At 61.6% G+C, this 22,770-nt stretch carries 21 protein-coding genes; 11 read left to right on the forward strand and 10 right to left on the reverse strand.

Annotated features, from left to right (window positions below; genetic code table 11):
• Positions 1–28: 28 nt before the first annotated feature.
• The 5 genes from AC19YR_RS00895 to AC19YR_RS00915 all read right to left on the reverse strand — a co-directional run bounded on the left by AC19YR_RS00895 (position 29) and on the right by AC19YR_RS00915 (position 3,915).
• The gene (locus AC19YR_RS00895; RefSeq protein ID WP_095108023.1) at positions 29–1,525 is read right to left on the reverse strand and encodes a phage tail sheath subtilisin-like domain-containing protein; all 1,497 of its coding nucleotides are present in this window, start codon (positions 1,523–1,525) and stop codon (positions 29–31) included.
• On the reverse strand, positions 1,525–1,707 hold the full coding sequence (locus tag AC19YR_RS00900) for a DUF2635 domain-containing protein (RefSeq protein WP_095108022.1): 183 nt from the start codon (positions 1,705–1,707) through the stop codon (positions 1,525–1,527). Before AC19YR_RS00900 ends, AC19YR_RS00895 begins: the two co-directional genes overlap by 1 nt.
• The gene (locus tag AC19YR_RS00905; protein WP_500596782.1) at positions 1,704–2,288 is read right to left on the reverse strand and encodes a phage tail terminator protein; all 585 of its coding nucleotides are present in this window, start codon (positions 2,286–2,288) and stop codon (positions 1,704–1,706) included. Before AC19YR_RS00905 ends, AC19YR_RS00900 begins: the two co-directional genes overlap by 4 nt.
• Before the next feature lie 72 nt (positions 2,289–2,360).
• Positions 2,361–2,708, reverse strand: coding sequence for a phage holin family protein (locus tag AC19YR_RS00910; RefSeq protein ID WP_095108020.1), 348 nt, complete (start codon positions 2,706–2,708; stop codon positions 2,361–2,363).
• Between the two features lie 463 nt (positions 2,709–3,171).
• On the reverse strand, positions 3,172–3,915 hold the full coding sequence (locus AC19YR_RS00915; protein WP_095108019.1) for a LexA family transcriptional regulator: 744 nt from the start codon (positions 3,913–3,915) through the stop codon (positions 3,172–3,174).
• A 197-nt stretch (positions 3,916–4,112) separates the two neighbouring features.
• Here AC19YR_RS00915 and mutS point away from each other — a divergent pair, with 197 nt between their 5' ends.
• Positions 4,113–6,692: a DNA mismatch repair protein MutS gene (gene mutS, locus AC19YR_RS00920; RefSeq protein ID WP_095108018.1), complete on the forward strand. Its 2,580-nt coding sequence runs from the start codon at positions 4,113–4,115 to the stop codon at positions 6,690–6,692.
• Positions 6,693–6,833: 141 nt separating this feature from the next.
• Positions 6,834–7,157 (forward strand): ferredoxin FdxA, encoded by a 324-nt coding sequence (fdxA, locus tag AC19YR_RS00925; protein WP_095108017.1) that lies wholly within the window; start codon positions 6,834–6,836, stop codon positions 7,155–7,157.
• A 555-nt stretch (positions 7,158–7,712) separates the two neighbouring features.
• On the opposite strand, the gene AC19YR_RS00930 is transcribed toward fdxA, so the two are convergent.
• On the reverse strand, positions 7,713–8,315 hold the full coding sequence (locus tag AC19YR_RS00930) for a peroxiredoxin (RefSeq protein WP_095108016.1): 603 nt from the start codon (positions 8,313–8,315) through the stop codon (positions 7,713–7,715).
• Positions 8,316–8,614: 299 nt separating this feature from the next.
• On the opposite strand from AC19YR_RS00930, the gene AC19YR_RS00935 reads away from it, so the two are divergent.
• Both AC19YR_RS00935 and bfr read left to right on the forward strand, forming a co-directional pair.
• Complete coding sequence (locus AC19YR_RS00935) at positions 8,615–8,833, forward strand: bacterioferritin-associated ferredoxin (RefSeq protein WP_095108015.1); 219 nt, start codon at positions 8,615–8,617, stop codon at positions 8,831–8,833.
• A 199-nt stretch (positions 8,834–9,032) separates the two neighbouring features.
• Positions 9,033–9,503 carry a bacterioferritin gene (gene bfr, locus AC19YR_RS00940; protein ID WP_095108014.1) on the forward strand — a complete coding sequence of 157 codons (471 nt, stop codon included), beginning with the start codon at positions 9,033–9,035 and terminating at the stop codon, positions 9,501–9,503.
• Positions 9,504–9,629: 126 nt separating this feature from the next.
• On the opposite strand, the gene grxD is transcribed toward bfr, so the two are convergent.
• Positions 9,630–9,971: a Grx4 family monothiol glutaredoxin gene (grxD, locus tag AC19YR_RS00945; protein WP_095108013.1), complete on the reverse strand. Its 342-nt coding sequence runs from the start codon at positions 9,969–9,971 to the stop codon at positions 9,630–9,632.
• Positions 9,972–10,079: 108 nt separating this feature from the next.
• Positions 10,080–12,188 (reverse strand): molybdopterin oxidoreductase family protein, encoded by a 2,109-nt coding sequence (locus AC19YR_RS00950; protein WP_500596785.1) that lies wholly within the window; start codon positions 12,186–12,188, stop codon positions 10,080–10,082.
• A 371-nt stretch (positions 12,189–12,559) separates the two neighbouring features.
• Between AC19YR_RS00950 and argF the strand changes: the two genes are divergently transcribed.
• Both argF and AC19YR_RS00960 read left to right on the forward strand, forming a co-directional pair.
• Positions 12,560–13,480: an ornithine carbamoyltransferase gene (argF, locus tag AC19YR_RS00955; protein ID WP_095108011.1), complete on the forward strand. Its 921-nt coding sequence runs from the start codon at positions 12,560–12,562 to the stop codon at positions 13,478–13,480.
• A complete protein-coding gene (locus AC19YR_RS00960; RefSeq protein ID WP_095108010.1) occupies positions 13,477–14,586 on the forward strand; it encodes an ABC transporter ATP-binding protein in 1,110 nt (369 codons plus the stop codon). Before argF ends, AC19YR_RS00960 begins: the two co-directional genes overlap by 4 nt.
• Positions 14,587–14,614: 28 nt before the next feature.
• Here AC19YR_RS00960 and AC19YR_RS00965 read toward each other — a convergent pair whose 3' ends face one another.
• Both AC19YR_RS00965 and ybaK read right to left on the reverse strand, forming a co-directional pair.
• Complete coding sequence (locus AC19YR_RS00965; protein WP_500596788.1) at positions 14,615–15,403, reverse strand: PhzF family phenazine biosynthesis protein; 789 nt, start codon at positions 15,401–15,403, stop codon at positions 14,615–14,617.
• A 94-nt stretch (positions 15,404–15,497) separates the two neighbouring features.
• Complete coding sequence (gene ybaK, locus AC19YR_RS00970; RefSeq protein WP_095108008.1) at positions 15,498–15,968, reverse strand: Cys-tRNA(Pro) deacylase; 471 nt, start codon at positions 15,966–15,968, stop codon at positions 15,498–15,500.
• 369 nt (positions 15,969–16,337) lie between these two features.
• Here ybaK and AC19YR_RS00975 point away from each other — a divergent pair, with 369 nt between their 5' ends.
• The 5 genes from AC19YR_RS00975 to AC19YR_RS00995 all read left to right on the forward strand — a co-directional run bounded on the left by AC19YR_RS00975 (position 16,338) and on the right by AC19YR_RS00995 (position 22,768).
• Complete coding sequence (locus AC19YR_RS00975) at positions 16,338–17,189, forward strand: MIP/aquaporin family protein (protein WP_095108007.1); 852 nt, start codon at positions 16,338–16,340, stop codon at positions 17,187–17,189.
• Positions 17,190–17,269: 80 nt separating this feature from the next.
• The gene (gene glpK, locus AC19YR_RS00980) at positions 17,270–18,784 is read left to right on the forward strand and encodes a glycerol kinase GlpK (RefSeq protein ID WP_095108006.1); all 1,515 of its coding nucleotides are present in this window, start codon (positions 17,270–17,272) and stop codon (positions 18,782–18,784) included.
• 75 nt (positions 18,785–18,859) lie between these two features.
• Entirely contained in the window at positions 18,860–19,615 is a 756-nt protein-coding gene (locus tag AC19YR_RS00985) for a DeoR/GlpR family transcriptional regulator (protein ID WP_095108005.1), read from the forward strand.
• Between the two features lie 257 nt (positions 19,616–19,872).
• Entirely contained in the window at positions 19,873–21,411 is a 1,539-nt protein-coding gene (gene glpD, locus AC19YR_RS00990; RefSeq protein WP_500596789.1) for a glycerol-3-phosphate dehydrogenase, read from the forward strand.
• 430 nt (positions 21,412–21,841) lie between these two features.
• Complete coding sequence (locus tag AC19YR_RS00995) at positions 21,842–22,768, forward strand: glutamate/aspartate ABC transporter substrate-binding protein (protein ID WP_095108003.1); 927 nt, start codon at positions 21,842–21,844, stop codon at positions 22,766–22,768.
• Positions 22,769–22,770: the final 2 nt, after the last annotated feature.

The raw sequence follows: 22,770 nt of genomic DNA on the forward strand, positions 1-22,770 counted from the left end.
CTGAAAAATAGCGGTGTGGCGAAGCGCCTTAGGCGGCCGCGTCGTACTGCAGGCGGAATTGGTTGAGCAGGGCAAACACCCGCAGGCCATTGATGTAGTCGGGCGGGAACAGCACATTGACCCGGCTCGGGTCCTGGCTGTCGCGCTCCACAATCAAGTGCTCGGCGAACAACTCGGCGTTTTCCACGTGGCCTTCCTGTTCGAGCTTGGCGTACTGGGCAATCAGCTCGCCGCGCAGGGTGCTGGGCGTGACGATGGGCTGGCCGGCGCCGAACCGCGTGCCATCGCTGGCCAACTTATGGCGCCCGTACTTGCTGGTCATCACACTTTGCAGGCGGCGCACGATAAAGGCCGACTGGTGCATGGTTTCGCTGTCCAGGTAGGAATTGTCTGCCTGGCCGTAGGCGTTTTTCTGATAGGTGGTGATCGCCCGCTGAATGCGCAGGTAACCGCCCTCGTAGTACGCCGTGGCGATGCCGTAGCTGAGCAGCGACTGGCGCTCGGTCAGGGTGAACCGCTCACTGGCCGGCGCCGGGTCCAGGCCCGGCAGGCTGCCGCTTTGGGTCGGGCGGCTGGCGTCGGCCGAGATGAACACCGCTGTGCGCGCCGCCAGCGCTGCCGCCTGAACCCAGAAGGGTTGCGGCACACCGGGTTCCAGCGCCTGAATGGTCATGTGCTGGTCGTTGCGGGTCTGGCCGGCGGCGACCAACGTCCCCACCGTGCCGCGCTTGGCGGTATAGACATGGCCGAACAACTGCTTAGCCCAAGACCAGCGCCCCGAACTGTCATTCATCGCCCCCTGCCAGGCATTGAGGGTGGCCACATCCGACCACGGCAGGCAGATGAACTCGAACGGCTCATCCCCCAACGCCGCCAATGCCGCGACCTGGTCCGGCACGCCGACGCCGCCGGCCATTTTGGTGATGGCAATCGTCAGGCCCGCCGGGGTGTCTTCGCCATTGCTTTTGCCCAGGCGATTGAATTGCAGGCTGATGTCATTGCCACTGTCGCCAGTCCACTTGGCGCTGAGCTTGACCACGCCCTCCACCGCCGTGGCCAGCACCGGCAAATCCGCCGCTGCGTTGATTTTCAGGGCCAGGGCCGTGGCCGCTTGCACGGCGGTGGCGCCATTGACGATGGCGGCCTGCACCCGGGCGCCGCCCACATACAGGTTGAGCAGGCCGGCTTCAGTGGCCGTGCCGGTCAGTTTCAACTCAGCCTTGGCCGCACTGCCGGTAGCGTTGCGCAGTGGCAGGCACCAGACCTCGCCCACCGGGTCGGTCTTGCGCCAGGCCTCGTACATCGCCGCCAGCATCGAGCCCTGGCCGGCGATTTTCTTTGCCAGTGCCAGGCTAGGCACCAGCACCAGGCTGCCCACTTCCGGGCCGGTCACGTCGTCGTTGACCTGGGCCACGATCAAGCGGCGCATGCTCGAAGAGGCACTGTTGGCCGCCGAGTTGTCCATTTCCGCATAGAACAGCGGAACACGCAGGTCCGCCGGGATGTTGCTGAATCCGATCGCCATTATTGGGCTTCCTGTGGTTTGGCCGCTTTCACGGCTTTAGTGGTGATATCGCCATCCGCCAGGCGGCGACGCCACCAAGCGCTGTCGGACACTTCGCGGCCTTCGGTGGGCAACAGGTCGCCCGCCTCCGGGTCCGGTACAACCCGGCCAGGGGCCGGTAGCACGGTGATGCGTTTGCTCATGGGTTCAACTCTCCAGAAAAAACCACTTCCAGGCGCCCGTCGGGGCCGGGACGTTGCAGGTTGGGGTCGGCCGGGTCGATGGCATCGACCCGCACCGTGACCCCGGACAAAGACGGCAAGCCGTCCAATTCATGCTCTTGCCAGGTCTGCGCCGGGTCCTTGGCCTGGCGGCGGCCCAACTGACACTCGGCGAAAAAATCCAGCTGATACAGCCCGCGCTGTGCATCCAGCGCCAGCCACTCGCCGCCGCCGTACTCGACCCCCGCATAACCGCTACCCGGCCGAAACCCTACGAGCGCGCGCCAAACCTCGGCACGCAACTCATGCAATTGATCCAGAGCGGCGGCGCCTTGGGTGGCGTCTACCACCAGCAGCACGGCGAAGCGGTCGCGGATGATCTGGCACGTGGCGTTTTGCGCCTGGTTCTCAGCGGCGCGGTCACCCAACCCACGGACCAGGGCACAGGGGGTTTGCACTGGGGTGGGCGATTGCAGGACCGGTGGGTCGATCCCCACCGATACCCGTTGGGCGAGGCTGGGGCAGTAGTCACGTAGTTGAGTGAGGATTGGGCTGATTTTCATGGGGGTTACCAGGAAGTGAACGACCCGCGCGGGGCGGGCTGGGGCCAGGAAAAGGGTTGGGCCGGGGTGGCGCTATCGATCGTCACTGGGGGTGCGCGGCGGCACTTCACACACCCCCATGCGCCGCGCCGCCCAGCGTTCGTACAAGCCAATCGCCACATCGGCGCCGGCCATCGCGGTGAGGCAGCCAATGGCGCATGCGGTCCAGATAGACGTGCCGGCGGCGTACAGCAGCATGAAGGCCGAAACGCCGCACACCACGCAGGCGCCGGAGCGCAGGGCGAGGCGGCGCAGCAGCGACCAGCCGCGGGCGCCCTCCTTGTCGGCGCGCCACATTTCGCCGCTGACGCCGCCCAGCAAGGCCAGGGCGATGACCAGCCAGAGCGGCATGTCCAGCAACGCTTGTTGCTCGTTTGTCATGTCACGCCTCCTTCAATTGATGGGCGCTCGGGTAGAGGGATGCGGTAGGCATTGCCAAAAGCCCGGTCACCCAGGCTTTTGAAAATGCGGTCCTTGATCTTTCGGCGCGACTGGCGCGGTACGGATCCATTCAAATTGTTCCTCCGACCGCGACCCTGTCCGCCGGATAACTGCTTACGGTGCTTTACGCTGCACACCCGGGTCAGTTGCCAACCCTCTGAACTGTTGAGGCCAGTTCATCGCTGCCTTTGCCATGGAACTAAAGAGCGTCGTTGCAAGCCGTTGTCGGGCGGCTTGAGACAAAGACTATGCATGTATGCATATACAGTCAATGCATAAATGCATTTATTTATGCGTAGAGAATGCACTGGCGCATAAAAAGCCCGCAAACAAAGGCCTGGATAGTTTTCAATCGGCGAAAAAAAACCCGCACGGCGGCGGGTTTTATCTGACGTGGGAGTGGTTAACGGGCGTACATGCCCCACCAGAAGACGTGGCCAAGGATGACGATCTGCTCATCCTGGATCTCCTGGAAGCTGTAGTCCTCATCCGGATGTTCATCGCGGTTGAAGCTGCGCAGGCGGATCCCGGTGGGCAGGCGATACAGCTGCTTTACGCGCAACTGGCCATTGTGGTTGATGGCGTACAGGTCGCCGTCGATGATGTCGCCAATGGACGACTTCCCGGCATTGACCCCCACCGTCGCGCCGTCGCGCAGTACCGGCAGCATGCTATTACCGCGCACGGTCACGCACTTGGCCTGGTCGAACTGCACACCGTTGTGGCGCAGGCTGCGTTTGCCGAAGCGCAGGCTAGAGCGCTCGCTCTCCTCAATGACGAATCTTCCTGATCCTGCTGCCAATTCAACCTCGCGAAGAAAGGGCACGGACACCTCGTCGTCATCGAGCGGGGTGTCGTCGTCCCACAAACTTATGTCCTTGAGTTCCGCATGCTGCCCATCGAGGGCCGCGTCCCGTGCAGGCGCAATCGGCACACGCCCGCGCAACTGTTCGGTGCTCACGCGAAAATACTCGGCGAGCTTGGAGATGTGCTTGTCCGAAGGGTCGACAATCTTGCCGCCGAGAATCCGCGACAGAGTGGATTGAGGCACACCCGTGCGACGGTGAAGCTCCGTAGGGGAGATCCCGTGGCTATCGAGCAGCTCTCTTAAGACGATAGATACGTTGCGTTTTTGCATAACGCGCATAGTGAGGGTTCTACGCGCCGATGACAAATGCCAATTTGCATTTTTATGCATAAAGCGTGCATGAATATTCACAAAGGACTTACCCCTTGGCGCCTGCGTGTGGCCGACCGCCCATGGTAACCTTGCGCCCATTGCGAAAAGCCGGGCCAGACAGCCCCTTTGCCCCACCACTTTCGACGAATCCGCCTGAATATCCGATGAGCAAAACGACCTCCGATCTGTCCGCGCACACCCCGATGATGCAGCAATACTGGCGCCTGAAAAATCAGCACCCCGACCAGTTGATGTTCTACCGCATGGGCGATTTCTACGAGATCTTCTACGAAGATGCGAAGAAAGCCGCGAAATTGCTGGATATCACCCTGACCGCCCGCGGGCAGTCGGCGGGGCAGGCGATTCCAATGTGCGGGATCCCTTATCACGCCGCCGAAGGCTACCTGGCCAAACTGGTCAAGCTGGGCGAGTCGGTGGTGATCTGCGAGCAGGTCGGCGACCCGGCAACCAGCAAAGGCCCGGTGGACCGCCAAGTGGTGCGCATCATTACCCCGGGCACGGTCAGTGACGAGGCGTTGCTGGATGAGCGCCGCGACAACCTGATTGCCGCGTTGTTGGGCGATGAGCGTTTGTTCGGCCTGGCGGTGCTGGACATCACCAGCGGCAACTTCACCGTGCTGGAGATCAAGGGCTGGGAAAACCTGTTGGCGGAGTTGGAGCGGGTCAACCCGGTGGAACTGCTGATCCCCGACGATTGGCCCAAGGACCTGCCGGCCGAGAAGCGCCGTGGCGTGCGCCGTCGCGCGCCGTGGGATTTCGAGCGCGACTCGGCGTTCAAGAGCCTGTGCCAGCAGTTTTCCACCCAGGACCTCAAGGGCTTTGGTTGCGAGAACCTGACCCTGGCCATCGGCGCCGCCGGGTGCCTGCTCAGTTATGCCAAGGAAACCCAGCGCACCGCCCTGCCCCACTTGCGCAGCCTGCGCCACGAACGCCTGGACGACACCGTGGTGCTCGACGGTGCCAGCCGTCGCAACCTGGAGCTGGACACCAACCTGGCCGGCGGGCGCGACAACACCCTGCAATCGGTGGTCGACCGTTGCCAGACCGCCATGGGCAGCCGCCTGCTGACCCGCTGGCTGAATCGCCCACTGCGCGACCTGCAGGTCTTGCAGGCGCGCCAGAGCTCGATCACCTGCCTGCTGGACGGTTATCGCTTTGAGAAGCTGCAACCGCAGCTCAAGGAAATCGGCGATATCGAGCGGATCCTGGCGCGGATCGGCCTGCGTAACGCGCGCCCACGGGACTTGGCGCGCCTGCGCGATGCCCTGGGCGCGCTGCCGCAGTTGCAAGTGGCCATGACCGAGCTGGAAGCCCCGCACCTGAGCCAATTGGCGCACACCACCAGCACCTACCCGGAACTGGCGGCGCTGCTGGAAAAAGCCATCATCGACAACCCGCCCGCCGTAATCCGCGACGGCGGCGTGCTGAAAACCGGCTACGACAGCGAACTCGACGAACTGCAATCCCTGAGTGAGAACGCCGGGCAGTTTCTGATCGACCTCGAAGCCCGGGAAAAGGCCCGCACCGGCCTGGCCAACCTGAAAGTCGGCTACAACCGTATTCACGGCTACTTTATCGAGCTGCCCAGCAAGCAAGCCGAATCGGCACCCGCCGACTACATCCGCCGCCAGACTCTCAAAGGCGCCGAACGCTTTATCACCCCGGAACTCAAGGCCTTCGAGGACAAGGCGCTATCGGCCAAGAGTCGCGCCCTGGCCCGGGAAAAAATGCTCTATGAAGCCCTGCTCGAAGACCTGATCGGCCAATTACCGCCGCTGCAAGACACCGCCGCCGCCCTGGCCGAGCTGGATGTGCTGAGCAACCTGGCCGAGCGGGCACTGAACCTGGACTTGAACTGCCCGCGCTTTGTCAGCGAGCCGTGCATGCGCATCACCCAGGGCCGCCACCCGGTGGTGGAGCAAGTACTGACCACGCCTTTCGTGGCCAACGACCTGAGCCTGGACGACAGCACCCGCATGCTGGTGATAACCGGGCCGAACATGGGCGGTAAATCCACCTATATGCGGCAAACAGCGCTGATCGTGCTGCTGGCCCACATCGGCAGCTTCGTCCCGGCGGCCAGTTGCGAGCTGTCACTGGTGGACCGCATCTTCACCCGCATCGGTTCCAGCGACGACCTGGCCGGCGGGCGCTCGACCTTCATGGTGGAAATGAGCGAAACCGCGAACATCCTGCACAACGCCACCGAACGCAGCCTGGTGCTGATGGACGAGGTTGGCCGCGGTACCAGCACCTTTGACGGTTTGTCCCTCGCGTGGGCTGCGGCCGAACGCCTGGCCCATTTGCGCGCCTATACGCTGTTCGCCACCCACTATTTCGAGCTGACCGTCCTACCGGAAAACGAGCCGCTGGTGGCCAACGTCCACCTCAACGCCACCGAACATAACGAGCGCATCGTGTTCCTCCACCACGTACTGCCAGGGCCGGCCAGCCAGAGTTATGGCCTGGCGGTGGCGCAACTGGCGGGCGTGCCCAGCGAGGTCATTACGCGGGCACGCGAACACCTGAGCCGTCTGGAGACCACCAGCCTGCCCCATGAAGCGCCCAAGCCGACCAAAGGCAAGCCCGCGCCTCCGCAACAAAGCGACATGTTCGCCAGCCTGCCCCATCCGGTGCTGGATGAATTGGCCAAACTTGACCTGGACGACTTGACTCCGCGAAAAGCGCTCGAATTGCTCTATGCACTGAAGACTCGGGTCTAACGCACGGGCGTGCAAGCTGATAGACTCTCGCGCGGTTTGGGATGCTGCGTGGCCATTAGCCTGACTCGCAGACTATCGCTCCCAACCCTCGCGAGCCCGTCTTGGAAGGGCTCGCAGCCGCCGCCTGAGGAGAAAATTAGAATGACCTTCGTCGTCACCGACAACTGCATCAAGTGCAAGTACACCGACTGCGTAGAAGTCTGTCCGGTGGACTGCTTTTACGAAGGCCCGAACTTCCTGGTGATTCACCCGGATGAGTGCATCGACTGCGCACTCTGCGAGCCAGAATGCCCGGCCGTGGCCATCTTCAGCGAAGATGAAGTGCCCGAAGATATGCAGGAGTTCATCCAGTTGAACGTTGAGCTGGCGGAAATCTGGCCCAACATTACGGAAAAGAAAGAATCTTTGCCCGATGCCGAAAAGTGGGATGGCGTCAAAGGCAAGATCAAGGATCTGGAACGCTGATTACCGCGCGTCCACCGAAAAGGCCCCTTGCGGGCCTTTTTGCTGCCCCGGATTTGGCTTGCGTGTACTTTTTCGCAGGCAAAAAAAGGGGCGGTTTGACCCGCCCACATTTTTTCCCTAATCCCTGTGTTCCTTTTCATCGTCCTGATGAATCGCGTCCTGCGATGTCCTTAAACCCTCTTCCTTGAAGGCTGTGTCTGTCCGTTGACACAGTTCTGATACTAATGGGTTCTGCGCCGAGAACAATCGGCCACGGAGAGCGGACTGCTTGGCTTAATCCACCGCAAACAAAAAAAATAAACCTATAAATCAATAAGATAAAAAACACATCAGGAAAAAATAGGCATCTACCGGCTAATAAAAAACCAAACACCTACGAAAGAGTAAGCCTAGGCTTACACGCGCCGAAGGTTAAGCCTGAAGACTTGGGGGGAGCTGAGGCAGTGGTGCCTACAACCAAAAACGCCCCGGGCCGATAAGGCCCGAGGCGTCATAGATACCAAAGAGCCGCTCCCGCAGCCCTGAGGCCTGCGGGGGCGACTTGGCTATCTAGGTTTACAGCTTGCCGGCGTTTTCGGTCAGGTACGCTGCAACGCCTTCTGGCGAAGCGTTCATGCCCTTGTCGCCTTTTTTCCAGTTGGCCGGGCAGACTTCGCCGTGCTCTTCGTGGAATTGCAGCGCGTCAACCAGACGGATCAACTCTTCCATGTTACGGCCCAGCGGCAGGTCGTTGATGATCTGGGAGCGGACAACGCCCTTGTCGTCGATCAGAAACGCGCCACGGAACGCTACGCCGCCTTCGGATTCAACGTCGTAGGCTTTGGCGATGTCGTGCTTCATGTCGGCAGCCATGGTGTATTTGACTTTGCCGATGCCGCCATCATTGATGGCAGTGTTGCGCCAGGCGTTGTGGGTGAAGTGGGAGTCGATGGAAACGGCAACGACTTCAACGTTACGTGCCTTGAAATCGTCCATGCGGTGATCCAGAGCAATCAGCTCGGATGGGCAGACGAAGGTGAAGTCCAGCGGGTAGAAGAACACCAGGCCGTATTTGCCTTTGATGGCCGAGGACAGGGTAAAGCTGTCAACGATTTCGCCATTGCCGAGTACGGCGGGAACGGTGAAGTCTGGGGCTGGTTTGCCGACGAGTACGCTCATTGGATATCTCCTGGTGTGATGGAGTTAAAGGACGAGATCGCGCCCAGCCTGCCACGGATAAGCGACAGGCCTGTGACTCGATCTCCCTTCGCAAGGACCGACCATCATACACCGCGACTTTGCCCTGTCCTTAGCGGTTTTTGAAAAGCGCCTCAAAAGCGGGCACTCGACCTGTTGCGCCCGTTCGTCGGGCAAAACCTCAAGCCGGGTATTGCCCCACAGAAACAACTTTGACAATCATTCTCGTTAACATTAAGATCCGTCCCAATTGAGCCACAACCTTGCGACGGTTCTCCTATATGTATGTCTGCCTGTGCACCGGCGTCACCGACGGAAAAATCCGCGACGCCATCTACGAAGGTTGCTGCAGCTACCGCGAAGTACGCCAAGCCACCGGCGTCGCCAGCCAATGCGGAAAATGCGCCTGCCTCGCCAAGCAAGTGGTACGTGAAACCCTCACCGAGCTGCAAAGCAGCCGTGCGGCGATTCCCTACCCTGTGGAATTTTCCGTCGCATAACTAACGCATTTCAAAGAACCGGACTTAGTGTCCGGTTTTTTTATGCCCATAATTCAACCGCTTAGCGTTCAGACGCGGAACACAAACATTCTTATTCCGATTAATTTTCATTTATTATTCAACAACTTAGGTTTGACACTTATGAGTACGCAGCTCAAACTCCATTTTATATACCGCGAATAAAGGACAGGGCCCCACCATGAAAGGCGACGTGACAGTCATTCAACATCTCAACAAGATCCTTGCCAATGAGCTGGTCGCGATCAATCAATACTTCCTGCATGCCCGCATGTACGAAGATTGGGGCCTGAACAAACTCGGCAAGCATGAGTACAAAGAATCCATCGATGAGATGAAGCATGCGGACAAGCTCATCAAGCGCATCCTGTTCCTCGAAGGCCTGCCTAACGTGCAAGACCTGGGCAAGCTGCACATCGGCGAGCACACCAAGGAAATGCTGGAGTGCGACCTGCGGATCGAGAAGACCGGCCACGCCGACCTCAAGGCCGCCATCGCCCACTGCGAAGTCTCTGGCGATTTCGGCAGCCGCGAGTTGCTCGAAGATATCCTGGAATCGGAAGAAGAACATATCGACTGGCTGGAAACTCAACTTGGCCTGATCGACAAAGTAGGTATTGAGAACTATCTGCAATCGCAGATGGGTGAATAACCCAAGTTAGCCTCAATAAAAAAGCCCCGCTCTCTTATATGAAGAAGCGGGGCTTTTTATTGCCTTCAATCCAGGCTCGCCGTGAAACGTCTGCGGGACCGGAAGGGCCCGTTCCCGCAGAAGCAATCAGGCTTCGGTCTTGCCAGCGGCCGCTTTTTCAACGGCGGCCTTGATGGTGGTCTGCAACGAACCGTCTGCGGCCATCTCGGTCATGATGTCGCTACCGCCGACCAGTTCACCGCCCACCCACAGTTGTGGAAAGGTTGGCCAGTTGGCGTACTTAGGCAGGTTGGCGCGGATTTCCGGGTTCTGCAGGATGTCCACGTATGCGAACTTTTCGCCACAGCCCATGACGGCCTGGGCCGCTTTGGCCGAGAAGCCGCACTGCGGGGCATTCGGCGAGCCTTTCATGTAAAGCAGAACGGTGTTGTTGGCGATCTGCTCTTTAATAGTTTCGATGATATCCATGAAGCACCTCGGCTGAACTTTCCGACTCAGGGTCGGCACGGTGGCGCATTGTAACGGAAAGCCGAGCCCTATGCTCGGTCTCCCAGTGCCGTCACCGACCAACCGCCATCAAGCCGCCACCACGGTTACCGGCACGCCGTTGAGCGCCGCGTTGCCGGACAGGTGATCCAGTTGCCGTTCATCGGTCAAGTCGTTGGCACTGGCCCCCGGTTGGCCGCTGGCGATTTCCATTTGTACGCCGGGGCGCGCATGGCCCCAACCGTGGGGCAGGCTGACCACACCCGGCATCATGTCGGCACTGGCCAGCACCTCCACCTCGATGGCGCCAATGCGCGAGCTGATGCGCACCCGCTGGCCGTCGCTCAGGCCACGGTGCGCCAAGTCGTCGGGATTCATCAGCAACTGGTGGCGCGGCTTGCCTTTAACCAGGCGATGGTAGTTGTGCATCCACGAATTATTGCTGCGCACATGGCGCCGCCCGATCATCAGCAGCTCATCGGCCGCCGGTGCCTGTAACGCGGCAAAGCGCTGCAGGTCGGCGAGCATCTGCGCGGGCGCGGCCTGAATGCGCTGGTTGGCGGTTTTCAGCCGCGGGGCGAGGTTGGCTTTGAGCGCCCCCAGGTCTACGCCATGGGGGTGGTCGAGCAGCGTGGCGAGAGACAACTGTTGCGCCGCGCCATCGCCATAACGGCCCGCCCGCAAGCCCCGGTCGATCATCTGCGCCGGGGCCATGGTCGGCTTGAGCTCTTTGCCCGTATGGGCGGCGAACGCCTGGGCCAGGCCGACAAAGATCTCCCAGTCATGCAGCGCGCCATCGGGCTTGGGCAGGATCGCCCGGTTGAAACGGCTGACGTTGCGCACCGCGAACATATTGAACGTGGTGTCGTAGTGATCGTTCTCCAGCGAGGACGTGGACGGCAGGATCAGGTCGGCATAACGGGTGGTTTCGTTGATATACAGATCGACACTGACCATGAACTCCAGGCCATCGAGCGCCTGCTCCAGTTGCCGGCCGTTGGGGGTGGACAGCACCGGGTTGCCGGCCACGGTAATCAGCGCCCGCACCTGGCCCTCGCCTTCGGTGAGCATCTCTTCGGCCAGGGCCGAAACCGGCAGTTCACCGCCGTATTCGGCCAGCCCCGAGACCCGGCTCTGCCACTGGTTGAAATGCCCGCCCGAGGTGGATGCCACCAGGTCCACCGCCGGCTCGGTGCACAGTGCGCCGCCGACCCGGTCGAGGTTGCCGGTCACCAAGTTGATGAGCTGCACCAGCCAATGGCACAAGGTGCCGAAGGCCTGGGTCGAGACGCCCATGCGCCCATAGCAGACCGCCGAGGGGGCTGCGGCGAAGTCCCGGGCCAACTGGCGGATCTGCGCCGCCGGCACCGCGCACAGTGGGCTCATCGCCTCGGGACCGAACCGGCTGATGGCCGCGCGCACCTCGGGCAAGCCGTCCACCGGCAAGTGGCTGTCGCGGGTCAGGCCTTCTTCAAACAAGGTGTTGAGCACGCCAAACAACAACGCCGCATCGCCGCCGGGGCGCACGAACAGGTGCTGGTCGGCCATGGCTGCGGTTTCGCTGCGCCGCGGATCGACGACCACGACTTTGCCGCCGCGAGCCTGGATGGCTTTGAGGCGTTTTTCCACGTCCGGCACGGTCATGATGCTGCCGTTGGACGCCAGCGGATTAGCCCCCAGGATCAGCATGAAATCGGTGTGGTCGATGTCCGGGATCGGCAGCAGAAAGCCGTGGCCGTACATCAGGTAGCTGCTCAAGTGATGGGGCAACTGGTCCACCGAAGTCGCGGAGAAGCGATTGCGGGTCTTGAGCAAGCCAAGGAAGTAGTTGCTATGGGTCATCAGCCCATAGTTGTGCACGCTGGGGTTGCCCTGGTACACCGCCACCGCGTTGGCCCCATGGCGCGCCTGAATCGCCGCCAAACGCTCGGCCACCAGGGCGAAGGCCTCGGCCCAGCCGATGGCCTGCCACTGGTTGCCGACGCGGCGCATGGGTTGGCGCAAGCGGTCCGGGTCATTCTGGATGTCTTGCAGCGCCACGGCTTTGGGGCAGATATGGCCACGGCTGAAGGTGTCCAGGGCATCGCCCTTGATCGAGGTGATACGCGGCGCGGCGCCGTCCTCGGTGGTGGTCTCGATGGTCAAGCCGCAAATGGCTTCGCACAGGTGGCAGGCACGGTGATGGAGAGTCTTGGTCATGGCCAGTCTCTTGTTGTGTTCGGGCAACCCGCAACGGGCTGCAAAGCCAAAACTATGGTGCCAGAACGCCCCGCGCACCAGAGACGTTCGCCTTGTGAATCGAGCGGCATCAGGCCAGCCGATACCGGCCAAGCCCCGCCTTGTTTGCCAAGGCGCAGGGGCGCAGTGTACAAATGCCCCTCGCGACCACTCGGTCGCCCCTGCAAAACGCCCAAAACCTTAGCCCTATTGGAAAAACGCGACATTTAATGTCAGTATCGCGCCTTTCCCCATTTCGTCGCCCCGTGCGGCTTTCGCCGCAGGTCTCGCCCGTTTTCTAAATTAAACAAGGCTTTGAGCATCTGCGGTCCGTTGCAAAAAGGTAGTTAATGATGAGCGCAAGGCACTTTCTCTCCCTGATGGATTGCACGCCCGAAGAGCTGGTCAGCGTGATCCGTCGCGGCATCGAGTTGAAGGACCTGCGTAACCGCGGCGTTCTCTTCGAGCCCCTGAAAAACCGCGTTCTGGGAATGATCTTCGAGAAGTCCTCGACCCGCACCCGCCTCTCTTTCGAGGCCGGCATGATCCAGCTCGGCGGCCAGGCGATCTTCCTTTCGCCGCGCGACACCCAATTGGGCCGTGGCGAGCCGATCGGCGATTGCGCCATCGTCATGTCGCGCATGCTGGACGCGGTGATGATCCGCACCTTCGCCCACAGCACCCTCACCGAATTCGCCGCCAACTCCCGCGTGCCGGTCATCAATGGCCTGTCCGACGACCTGCACCCGTGCCAGTTGCTCGCCGATATGCAGACGTTCCTCGAACATCGCGGCTCGATCCAGGGCAAAACCGTGGCCTGGATCGGCGACGGCAACAATATGTGCAACAGCTATATAGAAGCGGCGATCCAATTCGACTTCCAATTGCGCATCGCCTGCCCCGAAGGCTACGAACCCAACCCCGAGTTCGTGGCCAAGGCCGGTGCGCGGGTGACCATCGTGCGTGACCCGCGCGAAGCGGTCCGCGGCGCGCACCTGGTGAGCACCGATGTCTGGACCTCCATGGGCCAGGAAGAAGAAACCGCCAAGCGCCTCAAGCTGTTCGCCCCGTTCCAGGTCAATCGCGCCCTGCTCGACACCGCTGCCGAGGACGTCCTGTTCATGCATTGCCTGCCCGCCCACCGGGGCGAAGAAATCAGCGTCGACCTGCTTGACGACCCACGCTCGGTGGCCTGGGACCAGGCAGAAAACCGCCTCCACGCACAAAAGGCTCTGCTCGAGTTCCTGGTGCCACCGTCGTACCACCACGCATGAGCCAGCCACTACTGCTTAACCTGCGCAACCTCGCTTGCGGCTATCAGGATCAACGGGTGGTGCAGAACCTCAACCTGCACCTCAACGCCGGCGACATCGGCTGCCTGCTCGGCTCTTCCGGTTGCGGCAAGACCACCACCCTGCGGGCCATTGCCGGTTTCGAGCCGGTGCACGAAGGCGATATCAGCCTGGCCGGCGAAGTCATCTCCAGTGCCGGTTTCACCCTGGCGCCGGAGAAACGTCGCATCGGTATGGTGTTCCAGGACTACGCGCTGTTTCCGCACCTGAGCGTGGCCGAAAACATTGCCTTCGGTATCCGCAAGCACCCGCAAAAACAGCGGGTGGTGGAGGAGTTGCTGGAACTGGTCAACCTGAAAAACCTCGGCAAGCGCTTCCCCCACGAGTTGTCCGGCGGCCAGCAACAGCGCGTCGCCCTGGCCCGCGCCCTGGCGCCGGAACCGCAATTACTGCTGCTCGACGAGCCGTTCTCCAACCTCGACGGTGAGCTGCGGCGCAAGCTCAGCCACGAAGTGCGGGACATCCTCAAAAGCCGTGGCACCAGCGCGATCCTGGTCACCCATGACCAGGAAGAAGCCTTCGCCGTCAGCGACCACGTGGGCGTGTTCAAGGAGGGGCGCCTGGAGCAATGGGATACGCCCTACAACCTCTACCACGAACCGCTGACGCCTTTTGTCGCGAGTTTTATCGGCCAGGGGTACTTCATTCGCGGCCAACTCGACACCCCGGAGTCGGTGCAAACCGAACTCGGCCTGCTGCGCGGCAACCGCGCCTACACCTGGCCGACCGGCGGCGCGGTGGACGTACTGCTGCGCCCGGACGACATCGTCTACGCCCCGGACAGCGCCCTCCAGGCGCGGATCGTCGGCAAAACCTTCCTCGGCGCCTCGACTCTGTACCGTTTGCAACTGCCCACCGGCAGCCAGTTGGAATCGATCTTCCCCAGCCACGCCGACCACCAGGTTGGCGCGGATGTGGGAATTCGCGTGGCGGCCGAGCACCTGGTGCTGTTCCAGGCCAGCGGCAGCATGGCGGCGCAGATTCGCGCCGAGGAATCGGGTGTGCGGCGCTATAGCACCGCCAGCTAGGAGCCGAGAGGCGTAGCAAGCAAGCTTGCTACGCCACGTCGATCAACAGCGTGCCGCGTGCCACCAACCGCGCCTGCCCGCCGATCTTCACCCGCTCGCCTTCCAGGCGACAGAACAACGCCCCTCCACGCGCCGAGCACTGATAGGCGTTCAGCTCGGCCTTGCCCAGGCGTTCGGCCCAGTAAGGGATCAACAGGCAATGGGTGGAGCCGGTGACCGGGTCTTCGTCGATACCGATGGCCGGGGCGAAGTAACGCGAAACGAAATCGTGGCCGCTGCCCCGGGCGGTGACGATCGCGCCCAACCACGGCAATTGCGCCAGGGCCGCCATGTCCGGTTGGCAATCGCGCACCGCTTGCTCCGACTCCAGCACCACCAACAACTCGTTGGATTCCCACACCTGCAGGGGCTTGAGCCCCAACGCGGTCTCGATCGCGGCGCTGGCTTCAATCGGGCGCGGCTCGATCAGCGGGAAATCCAGCCACAAACGGTCGCCTTCGCGGGTAACGCTCAAAGGCCCGGACTGGCTGGCAAATTCCAGGCGCTCGGCCGGCTCTTTATAGATCTCGAACAGCACATGGGCGCTGGCCAGGGTGGCATGGCCGCACAGCGGCACTTCGGTAGCGGGGGTAAACCAGCGGATATGCCAGCCTGCGCCCTGGCGCACCACGAATGCGGTTTCGGCCAGGTTGTGCTCGGCGGCGATGTTCTGCATCAACTCATCACTCAACCACTGCTCAAGGCGGTAGACCATCGCCGGGTTGCCCGCGAACGGCCGATCGCTGAATGCATCGACCTGATAGAACTCAAGGGCCATCGCTCTTCTCCTCATTGTGAAGTGAGCGAGCATGGCGCCCGGCGCAACGGCCGACCAGAGACAGATCGGCCCGATTTACGCCATACAGCCTGGGTCAGGGGCGGCCGATATCGGCGAACGTGGCCTGGGTGTGCTCGGCCAGCACCGCCGGTGCCAACTCCACCTCCAGGCCACGGCGCCCGGCACTGACAAAAATGCTCGCCTGGGGCTGGGCCGAGTTATCGATAAACGTACGCAGGCGCTTCTTCTGCCCCAAGGGGCTGATGCCGCCCAATAGGTAGCCGGTGGAACGCTGCGCCGCCGCCGGGTCGGCCATCTCGACTTTCTTCACTCCCGCCGCGTGGGCCAGCCCTTTGAGGTCCAGGGTGCCCGCCACCGGCACCACCGCCACCAACAACTCGCCTTTTTCACTGGCCGCCAGCAGGGTTTTGAACACCTGGGCCGGGGCCAACGCCAGTTTTTCCACTGCCTCCAAGCCGTAGGAGGTCGCCTTGGGGTCATGTTCGTAACTGTGGATGCGATGTTCGGCGCGAACTTTTTTCAACAAATCCAATGCGGGGGTCATGGCAGCTCCAAACCGGGCGAAGGGCAGAAAAAACAGACGCCCGATTCTAGGTGATCGACGGGTAAAAGGCTCTACCACAGCCCTTAAGCCCCGCCGCGAGGCCCCCTAGGGCGTGACCACAAAAGTCGACACGCACGCCCTGGCTGGAATCATTCATACAACTAATAGTTAAATAATGACCAATAGTTCACTTTCGACCTTTGACAGCAGTGTTTCTTGTCTATATTTTTTCGATTCTGAATATATTACCCAAGATAAAAAGCAGTACCCGGCAGTAAGCCTGTGTTCGGATGGGGATCCTTACGCAGGTGCACATCGCGCTTTGGTCATTAGGCAAAGCGCCAGACAACAAAAAAAACGAGGTTTTCGATGACGACTGCTCTACAACAACCTTCGCTCTCGGGCCAATGCATGGCCGAGTTCCTGGGAACGGCCCTGTTGATTTTCTTCGGCACCGGTTGCGTTGCCGCGCTCAAGGTCGCGGGTGCCAGCTTCGGCCTGTGGGAAATCAGCATCATCTGGGGGATCGGCGTGAGCATGGCGATCTACCTCACGGCCGGGGTTTCCGGTGCGCATCTGAACCCTGCGGTCAGCATTGCGCTGTGCCTGTTCGCCGACTTTGAAAAGCGCAAACTGCCCTTCTACATCTTCGCCCAGGTCGCGGGCGCCTTCTGCGCCGCCCTGTTGGTGTACACGCTGTACAGCAACCTGTTCTTCGATTTCGAACAAAGCCACCAGATGGTACGCGGCAGCCAGGCCAGCCTGGAGTTGGCCTCGGTGTTCTCCACCTACCCGCACCCGGCGCTGTCTACGGCCCAGGCGTTCCTGGTGGAAGTCATCATCACGGCCATCCTGATGGGCGTCATCATGGCCCTCACCGACGACAACAACGGCTTGCCACGCGGGGCCATGGCGCCTTTGCTGATTGGCCTGCTGATCGCCGTGATCGGCAGCGCCATGGGCCCGCTGACCGGGTTCGCGATGAATCCGGCGCGAGATTTCGGGCCTAAACTGATGACGTTTTTCACCGGTTGGGGCGACATTGCCTTCACCGGCGGGCGCGATATTCCGTACTTCCTGATTCCAATTTTTGCGCCGATCATCGGTGCCTGCCTCGGTGCTGGCGTTTATCGCGGGATGATTGCCCGCCATCTGCCCAGTGCCGCACCTGTTGTGATGGAGGCCGAACCCGCCGCTGACGGCAAGGTTCGCGCCTCCTGACACCGATGGCCGGGCCGCGCTGCCAACGTAGCGGCCCGCACCATCCGAATTGAACTCCTATTTATTCCAAGGCAATCGACATGACCGACATTGAGAATAAGAACTACATCATTGCCCTTGACCAGGGCACGACCAGTTCGCGGGCGATCATCTTCGATCGTGACGCCAACGTGGTGTGCACCGCCCAACGCGAATTCGTCCAGCACTACCCGCAGGCTGGCTGGGTCGAGCACGACCCGATGGAAATCTTCGCCACCCAGAGCGCGGTGATGGTCGAGGCCCTGGCCCAGGCCGGCCTGCACCATGACCAGGTCGCCGCCATCGGCATCACCAACCAGCGCGAAACCACCGTGGTCTGGGACAAAAACACCGGCCGGCCGATCTACAACGCCATCGTCTGGCAGTGCCGGCGCAGCACCGAGATCTGCCAGCAGCTCAAGCGCGACGGCCACGAACAATACATCAGCGACACCACGGGCCTGGTCACCGACCCGTACTTCTCCGGCACCAAACTCAAGTGGATCCTGGACAACGTCGAAGGCAGCCGCGAACGGGCACGCAACGGCGAGCTGCTGTTCGGCACCGTCGATAGCTGGCTGATCTGGAAATTCACCGGCGGCAAGACCCACGTCACCGACTACACCAACGCCTCGCGCACCCTACTGTTCAACATCCATACCCTGGAGTGGGACGCCAAGATGCTCGAAATCCTCGACATCCCGCGCCAGATGCTGCCCGAGGTCAAATCCTCCTCCGAGATCTACGGCCGCACCAAAAGCGGCATCGCCATCGGCGGCATCGCCGGCGACCAGCAGGCCGCCCTGTTCGGCCAGATGTGCGTGGAGCCGGGCCAGGCGAAAAACACCTACGGCACCGGTTGCTTCCTGCTGATGAACACCGGCGACAAAGCGGTCAAGTCCAGCCACGGCATGCTCACCACCATCGCCTGCGGCCCGCGCGGCGAAGTGGCCTACGCCCTCGAAGGCGCGGTGTTCAACGGCGGCTCCACCGTGCAATGGCTGCGCGATGAACTGAAGATCATCAACGACGCCCACGACACCGAATACTTCGCCAACAAGGTCAAGGACAGCAACGGCGTGTACCTGGTGCCGGCCTTCACCGGCCTCGGCGCGCCCTACTGGGACCCCTACGCCCGTGGCGCACTGTTCGGCCTGACCCGCGGCGTGCGCGTGGACCACATCATCCGCGCTGCACTGGAGTCCATCGCCTTCCAGACCCGCGACGTGCTCGACGCCATGCAGCAGGATTCCGGCGAGCGCCTCAAGGCCCTGCGCGTGGACGGCGGCGCGGTGGCCAACAACTTCCTCATGCAGTTCCAGTCCGACATCCTCGGCACCCTGGTCGAGCGCCCGCAAATGCGCGAAACCACGGCCCTGGGCGCCGCCTACCTGGCAGGCCTGGCCTGCGGGTTCTGGGGCAGCCTGGACGAGTTGCGCGGCAAAGCGGTGATCGAGCGTGAGTTCGAGCCGCAACTGGACGAAGCGGCCAAGGAGAAGCTCTACGCTGGCTGGAAAAAAGCCGTGAGCCGCACCCGCGACTGGGAACCCCACGAAGGCGCCGAACAGGACGCCTAAAGGCACGCAACTGGCCGGGAGCCAATTCCTGCGGCATCATGGGCAAATTTTGCCCGGCAGCCCCAAGGACGCCCCATGAATCTGCCTCCCCGCCAGCAGCAAATCCTCGAACTGGTCCGCGAACGCGGCTACGTGAGTATCGAGGAAATGGCCCAGTTATTCGTCGTCACCCCGCAGACCATTCGCCGCGACATCAACCAACTCGCCGAAGCCCACCTGCTGCGCCGCTACCACGGCGGCGCGGCCTATGACTCCAGTGTCGAAAACACCGCCTACGCCATGCGCGCCGACCAGATGCGCGACGAGAAACAACGTATCGGCGAAGCCATTGCCGCGCAGATCCCCGACCACGCCTCGCTGTTCATCAACATCGGCACCACCACCGAATCCATCGCCCGGGCACTGCTCAACCACAACCACCTGAAAATCATCACCAACAACCTCAACGTGGCAATGATGCTCAGCGCCAAGGACGACTTCGACGTGCTGCTCACCGGCGGCAACGTGCGCCGCGACGGCGGCGTGGTGGGCCAGGCCAGCGTGGATTTCATCAACCAGTTCAAGGTCGATTTCGCCCTGGTGGGCATCAGCGGCATCGACGAAGACGGCAGCCTGCTGGACTTCGACTACCAGGAAGTGCGGGTGTCCCAGGCGATCATCGCCAATGCCCGGCAAGTGATCCTGGCCGCCGACTCCAGCAAATTCGGGCGCAATGCCATGATTCGCCTGGGCCCCATCAGCCTGGTCGATTGCCTGGTCACCGACCAGCAACCCGTCCCCGCCCTGACCCAACTGCTTAACCAGCACAAGGTGCGGCTGGAAGTGGTGTGACGCTTTAACCGCTGTCACGGCCCGCGTTAAGCCTCTGTGAGCGCGCACCGGGCCGGGCGGCGCTGCGCTCGCCCGCGACAGAGATCCCCCCGACACCCCACCCCATGTTCATAATTTTTCCTTTCTCCTCCTTCGATGAGTTTTTTCAATCGAAAGCGGCTGGCTGTGGCCGCGTTTATGGGCTACCATTTTCGCAAATGAACATTAATGTTCGATTTCAAATACAAACCGATCATAAAAGATCGCGAGGCCAGCCCATGACCGCTTCTACCTTGCCTGCTTCACCCCTTGCCGAAGTCTATGACGTTGCCGTAATTGGCGGCGGGATCAACGGTGTCGGCATCGCGGCGGATGCAGCGGGTCGCGGCCTGTCGGTGTTCCTTTGCGAAAAGGACGACCTGGCCAGCCACACCTCCTCGGCCAGCAGCAAACTGATCCACGGCGGCCTGCGCTACCTCGAACACTACGAATTCCGCCTGGTGCGCGAAGCCCTGGCCGAGCGCGAAGTGCTGCTGGCCAAAGCGCCACACATCGTCAAGCAGATGCGCTTCGTGCTGCCCCATCGCCCGCACCTGCGCCCGGCGTGGATGATCCGCGCCGGCCTGTTCCTCTACGACAACCTGGGCAAGCGCGAACAACTGGCCGGTTCCAAAAGCCTCAAGTTCGGCGCCGACAGCCCACTTAAAAGCACCATCACCAAAGGCTTCGAGTATTCCGACTGCTGGGTCGACGACGCACGCCTGGTGGTGCTCAACGCCATGGCCGCCCGCGAGAAAGGCGCCCATGTGCACACCCAGACCCGTTGCGTCAGCGCCCGGCGCAGCAAGGGCCTGTGGCACCTGCACCTGGAGCGCGCCGATGGCAGCCTGCTATCGATCCGCGCCAAGGCCCTGGTGAATGCAGCCGGCCCTTGGGTGGCCAAATTCATCAAGGATGATTTGAAGCTGGAATCGCCCTACGGCATCCGCCTGATCCAGGGCAGCCACCTGATCGTGCCCAAGCTGTACGAAGGCGAGCACGCGCACATTCTGCAAAACGAAGACCAGCGCATCGTCTTCACCATCCCCTACCTCAACCAGTTCACCCTGATTGGCACCACCGACCGTGAATACACGGGCGATCCAGCAAAAGTGGCGATCACCGAAGGCGAAACCGACTACCTGCTGAACGTGGTCAATGCCCACTTCAAGAAGCAATTGAGCCGAGACGATATCCGCCACAGCTATTCCGGCGTGCGCCCACTGTGCAACGACGAATCGGACAACCCGTCCGCCGTGACTCGCGACTACACCCTGGCACTGTCCGGCGCTGCGGACGAAGCCCCCCTGCTGTCGGTATTCGGCGGCAAGCTGACCACCTACCGCAAATTGGCCGAGTCGGCTTTGGCCCAGTTGGCGCCGTTCTTCAAGAACATCCGCCCGAGCTGGACCGCCACCGCCACCCTGCCCGGCGGCGAAGACATGAGCACCCCGCAGGCCCTGGCCGCGCTGATACGCGACCAGTTCGGCTGGCTGCCCACTGACCTCGCCCGACGCTGGGCCAGCACCTACGGCAGCCGCACCTGGCGCCTGCTCGAAGGCGTGCAGCAACTGAGCGACCTGGGCGAACACCTGGGCGGCGGGCTCTACACCCGTGAAGTCGATTACCTGTGCAGCGAAGAATGGGCCACCAGCGCCCACGACATCCTGTGGCGGCGCAGCAAGCTGGGCCTGTTCACCAGTGCCGAGGAACAGCAGAAACTGGCGGACTACCTGAGCAAGGTCGAACAGCACCGCAGCAAGATCGAAGCGGCCTGAGGCCCGGCCCGCGTCGGCAAAAGCCCCCTGACCTTGTGGTCCGGGGGCTTTTTTGTGAACAACGGCTCGCCTCGGGTGGCAGCGAACCTGCTGGCCATGACGGTATTTCTGCGGGCAGAGGTGTGTCGGTCGTACCAGCCCTATCGCCGGCAGGCTGCCACAGGCGAAACCCGTTCGGCTTTCCGAACGCATCACTATGCCTGATTCGGTTAACCGGATAGTTCATCTGAACCATCGGCCCTGCACGCACTCCACTGCCTTGAGAATCGCGGTTTTGACCTAAATCAGCGGGTCTGGCACGACTCATGCTCTACACTCCTGCACGAATGTCCGTAGTGCCATCACTCTTAACGGCCACCGCGGTGTTCGCAGTACATATAAAGGGCCGGTGTACCGGCTCCATAAAAAAAACAATGTCGAGGAAAATTTGATGCGTATCGTTCCCCATCTTCTGGGCGCAGCCATCGCTGCCGCACTGATTAGCACTCCAGTTTTCGCTGCCGAACTCACCGGCACACTGAAGAAGATCAAAGAGTCCGGCACCATCACCCTCGGGCACCGTGACGCTTCCATCCCGTTTTCCTACATCGCGGATGCTTCCGGCAAACCGGTTGGCTACTCCCACGACATCCAACTGGCCATCGTCGAAGCCATCAAGAAAGACCTGGACATCCCGGACCTGAAGGTCAAGTACAACCTGGTCACTTCGCAAACCCGTATCCCGCTGGTGCAGAACGGCACCGTGGACGTGGAATGCGGCTCCACCACCAACAACGTCGAGCGCCAGCAGCAGGTTGATTTCTCGGTAGGCATTTTCGAGATCGGTACGCGCCTGCTGTCCAAAAAGGACTCGACCTATAAGGACTTCCCTGACCTCAAGGGCAAGAACGTCGTGACCACCGCCGGCACCACGTCCGAGCGCATCCTCAAGGCGATGAACGCCGACAAGCAGATGGGCATGAACGTCATTTCCGCCAAAGACCACGGCGAATCCTTCCAGATGCTCGAAAGCGGCCGCGCAGTGGCCTTCATGATGGACGACGCCCTGCTCGCCGGCGAAATGGCCAAGGCCAAGAAGCCTGGCGACTGGGCCGTGACCGGCACCGCGCAGTCCTACGAAATCTACGGCTGCATGGTGCGTAAGGGCGATGCCCCGTTCAAGAAAGCCGTGGACGACGCCATCGTCGCGACCTACAAGTCTGGCGAAATCAACAAGATCTACGACAAGTGGTTCCAAGCGCCTATCCCACCTAAGGGCCTGAACCTGAACTTCCCAATGAGCGACGAGCTCAAGGCGCTGATCGCCACGCCAACCGATAAAGCGGCTGACGATAAATCTGACGCAAAAAAATCCTGATT

Source organism: Pseudomonas sp. MF08817, assembly GCF_059862705.1.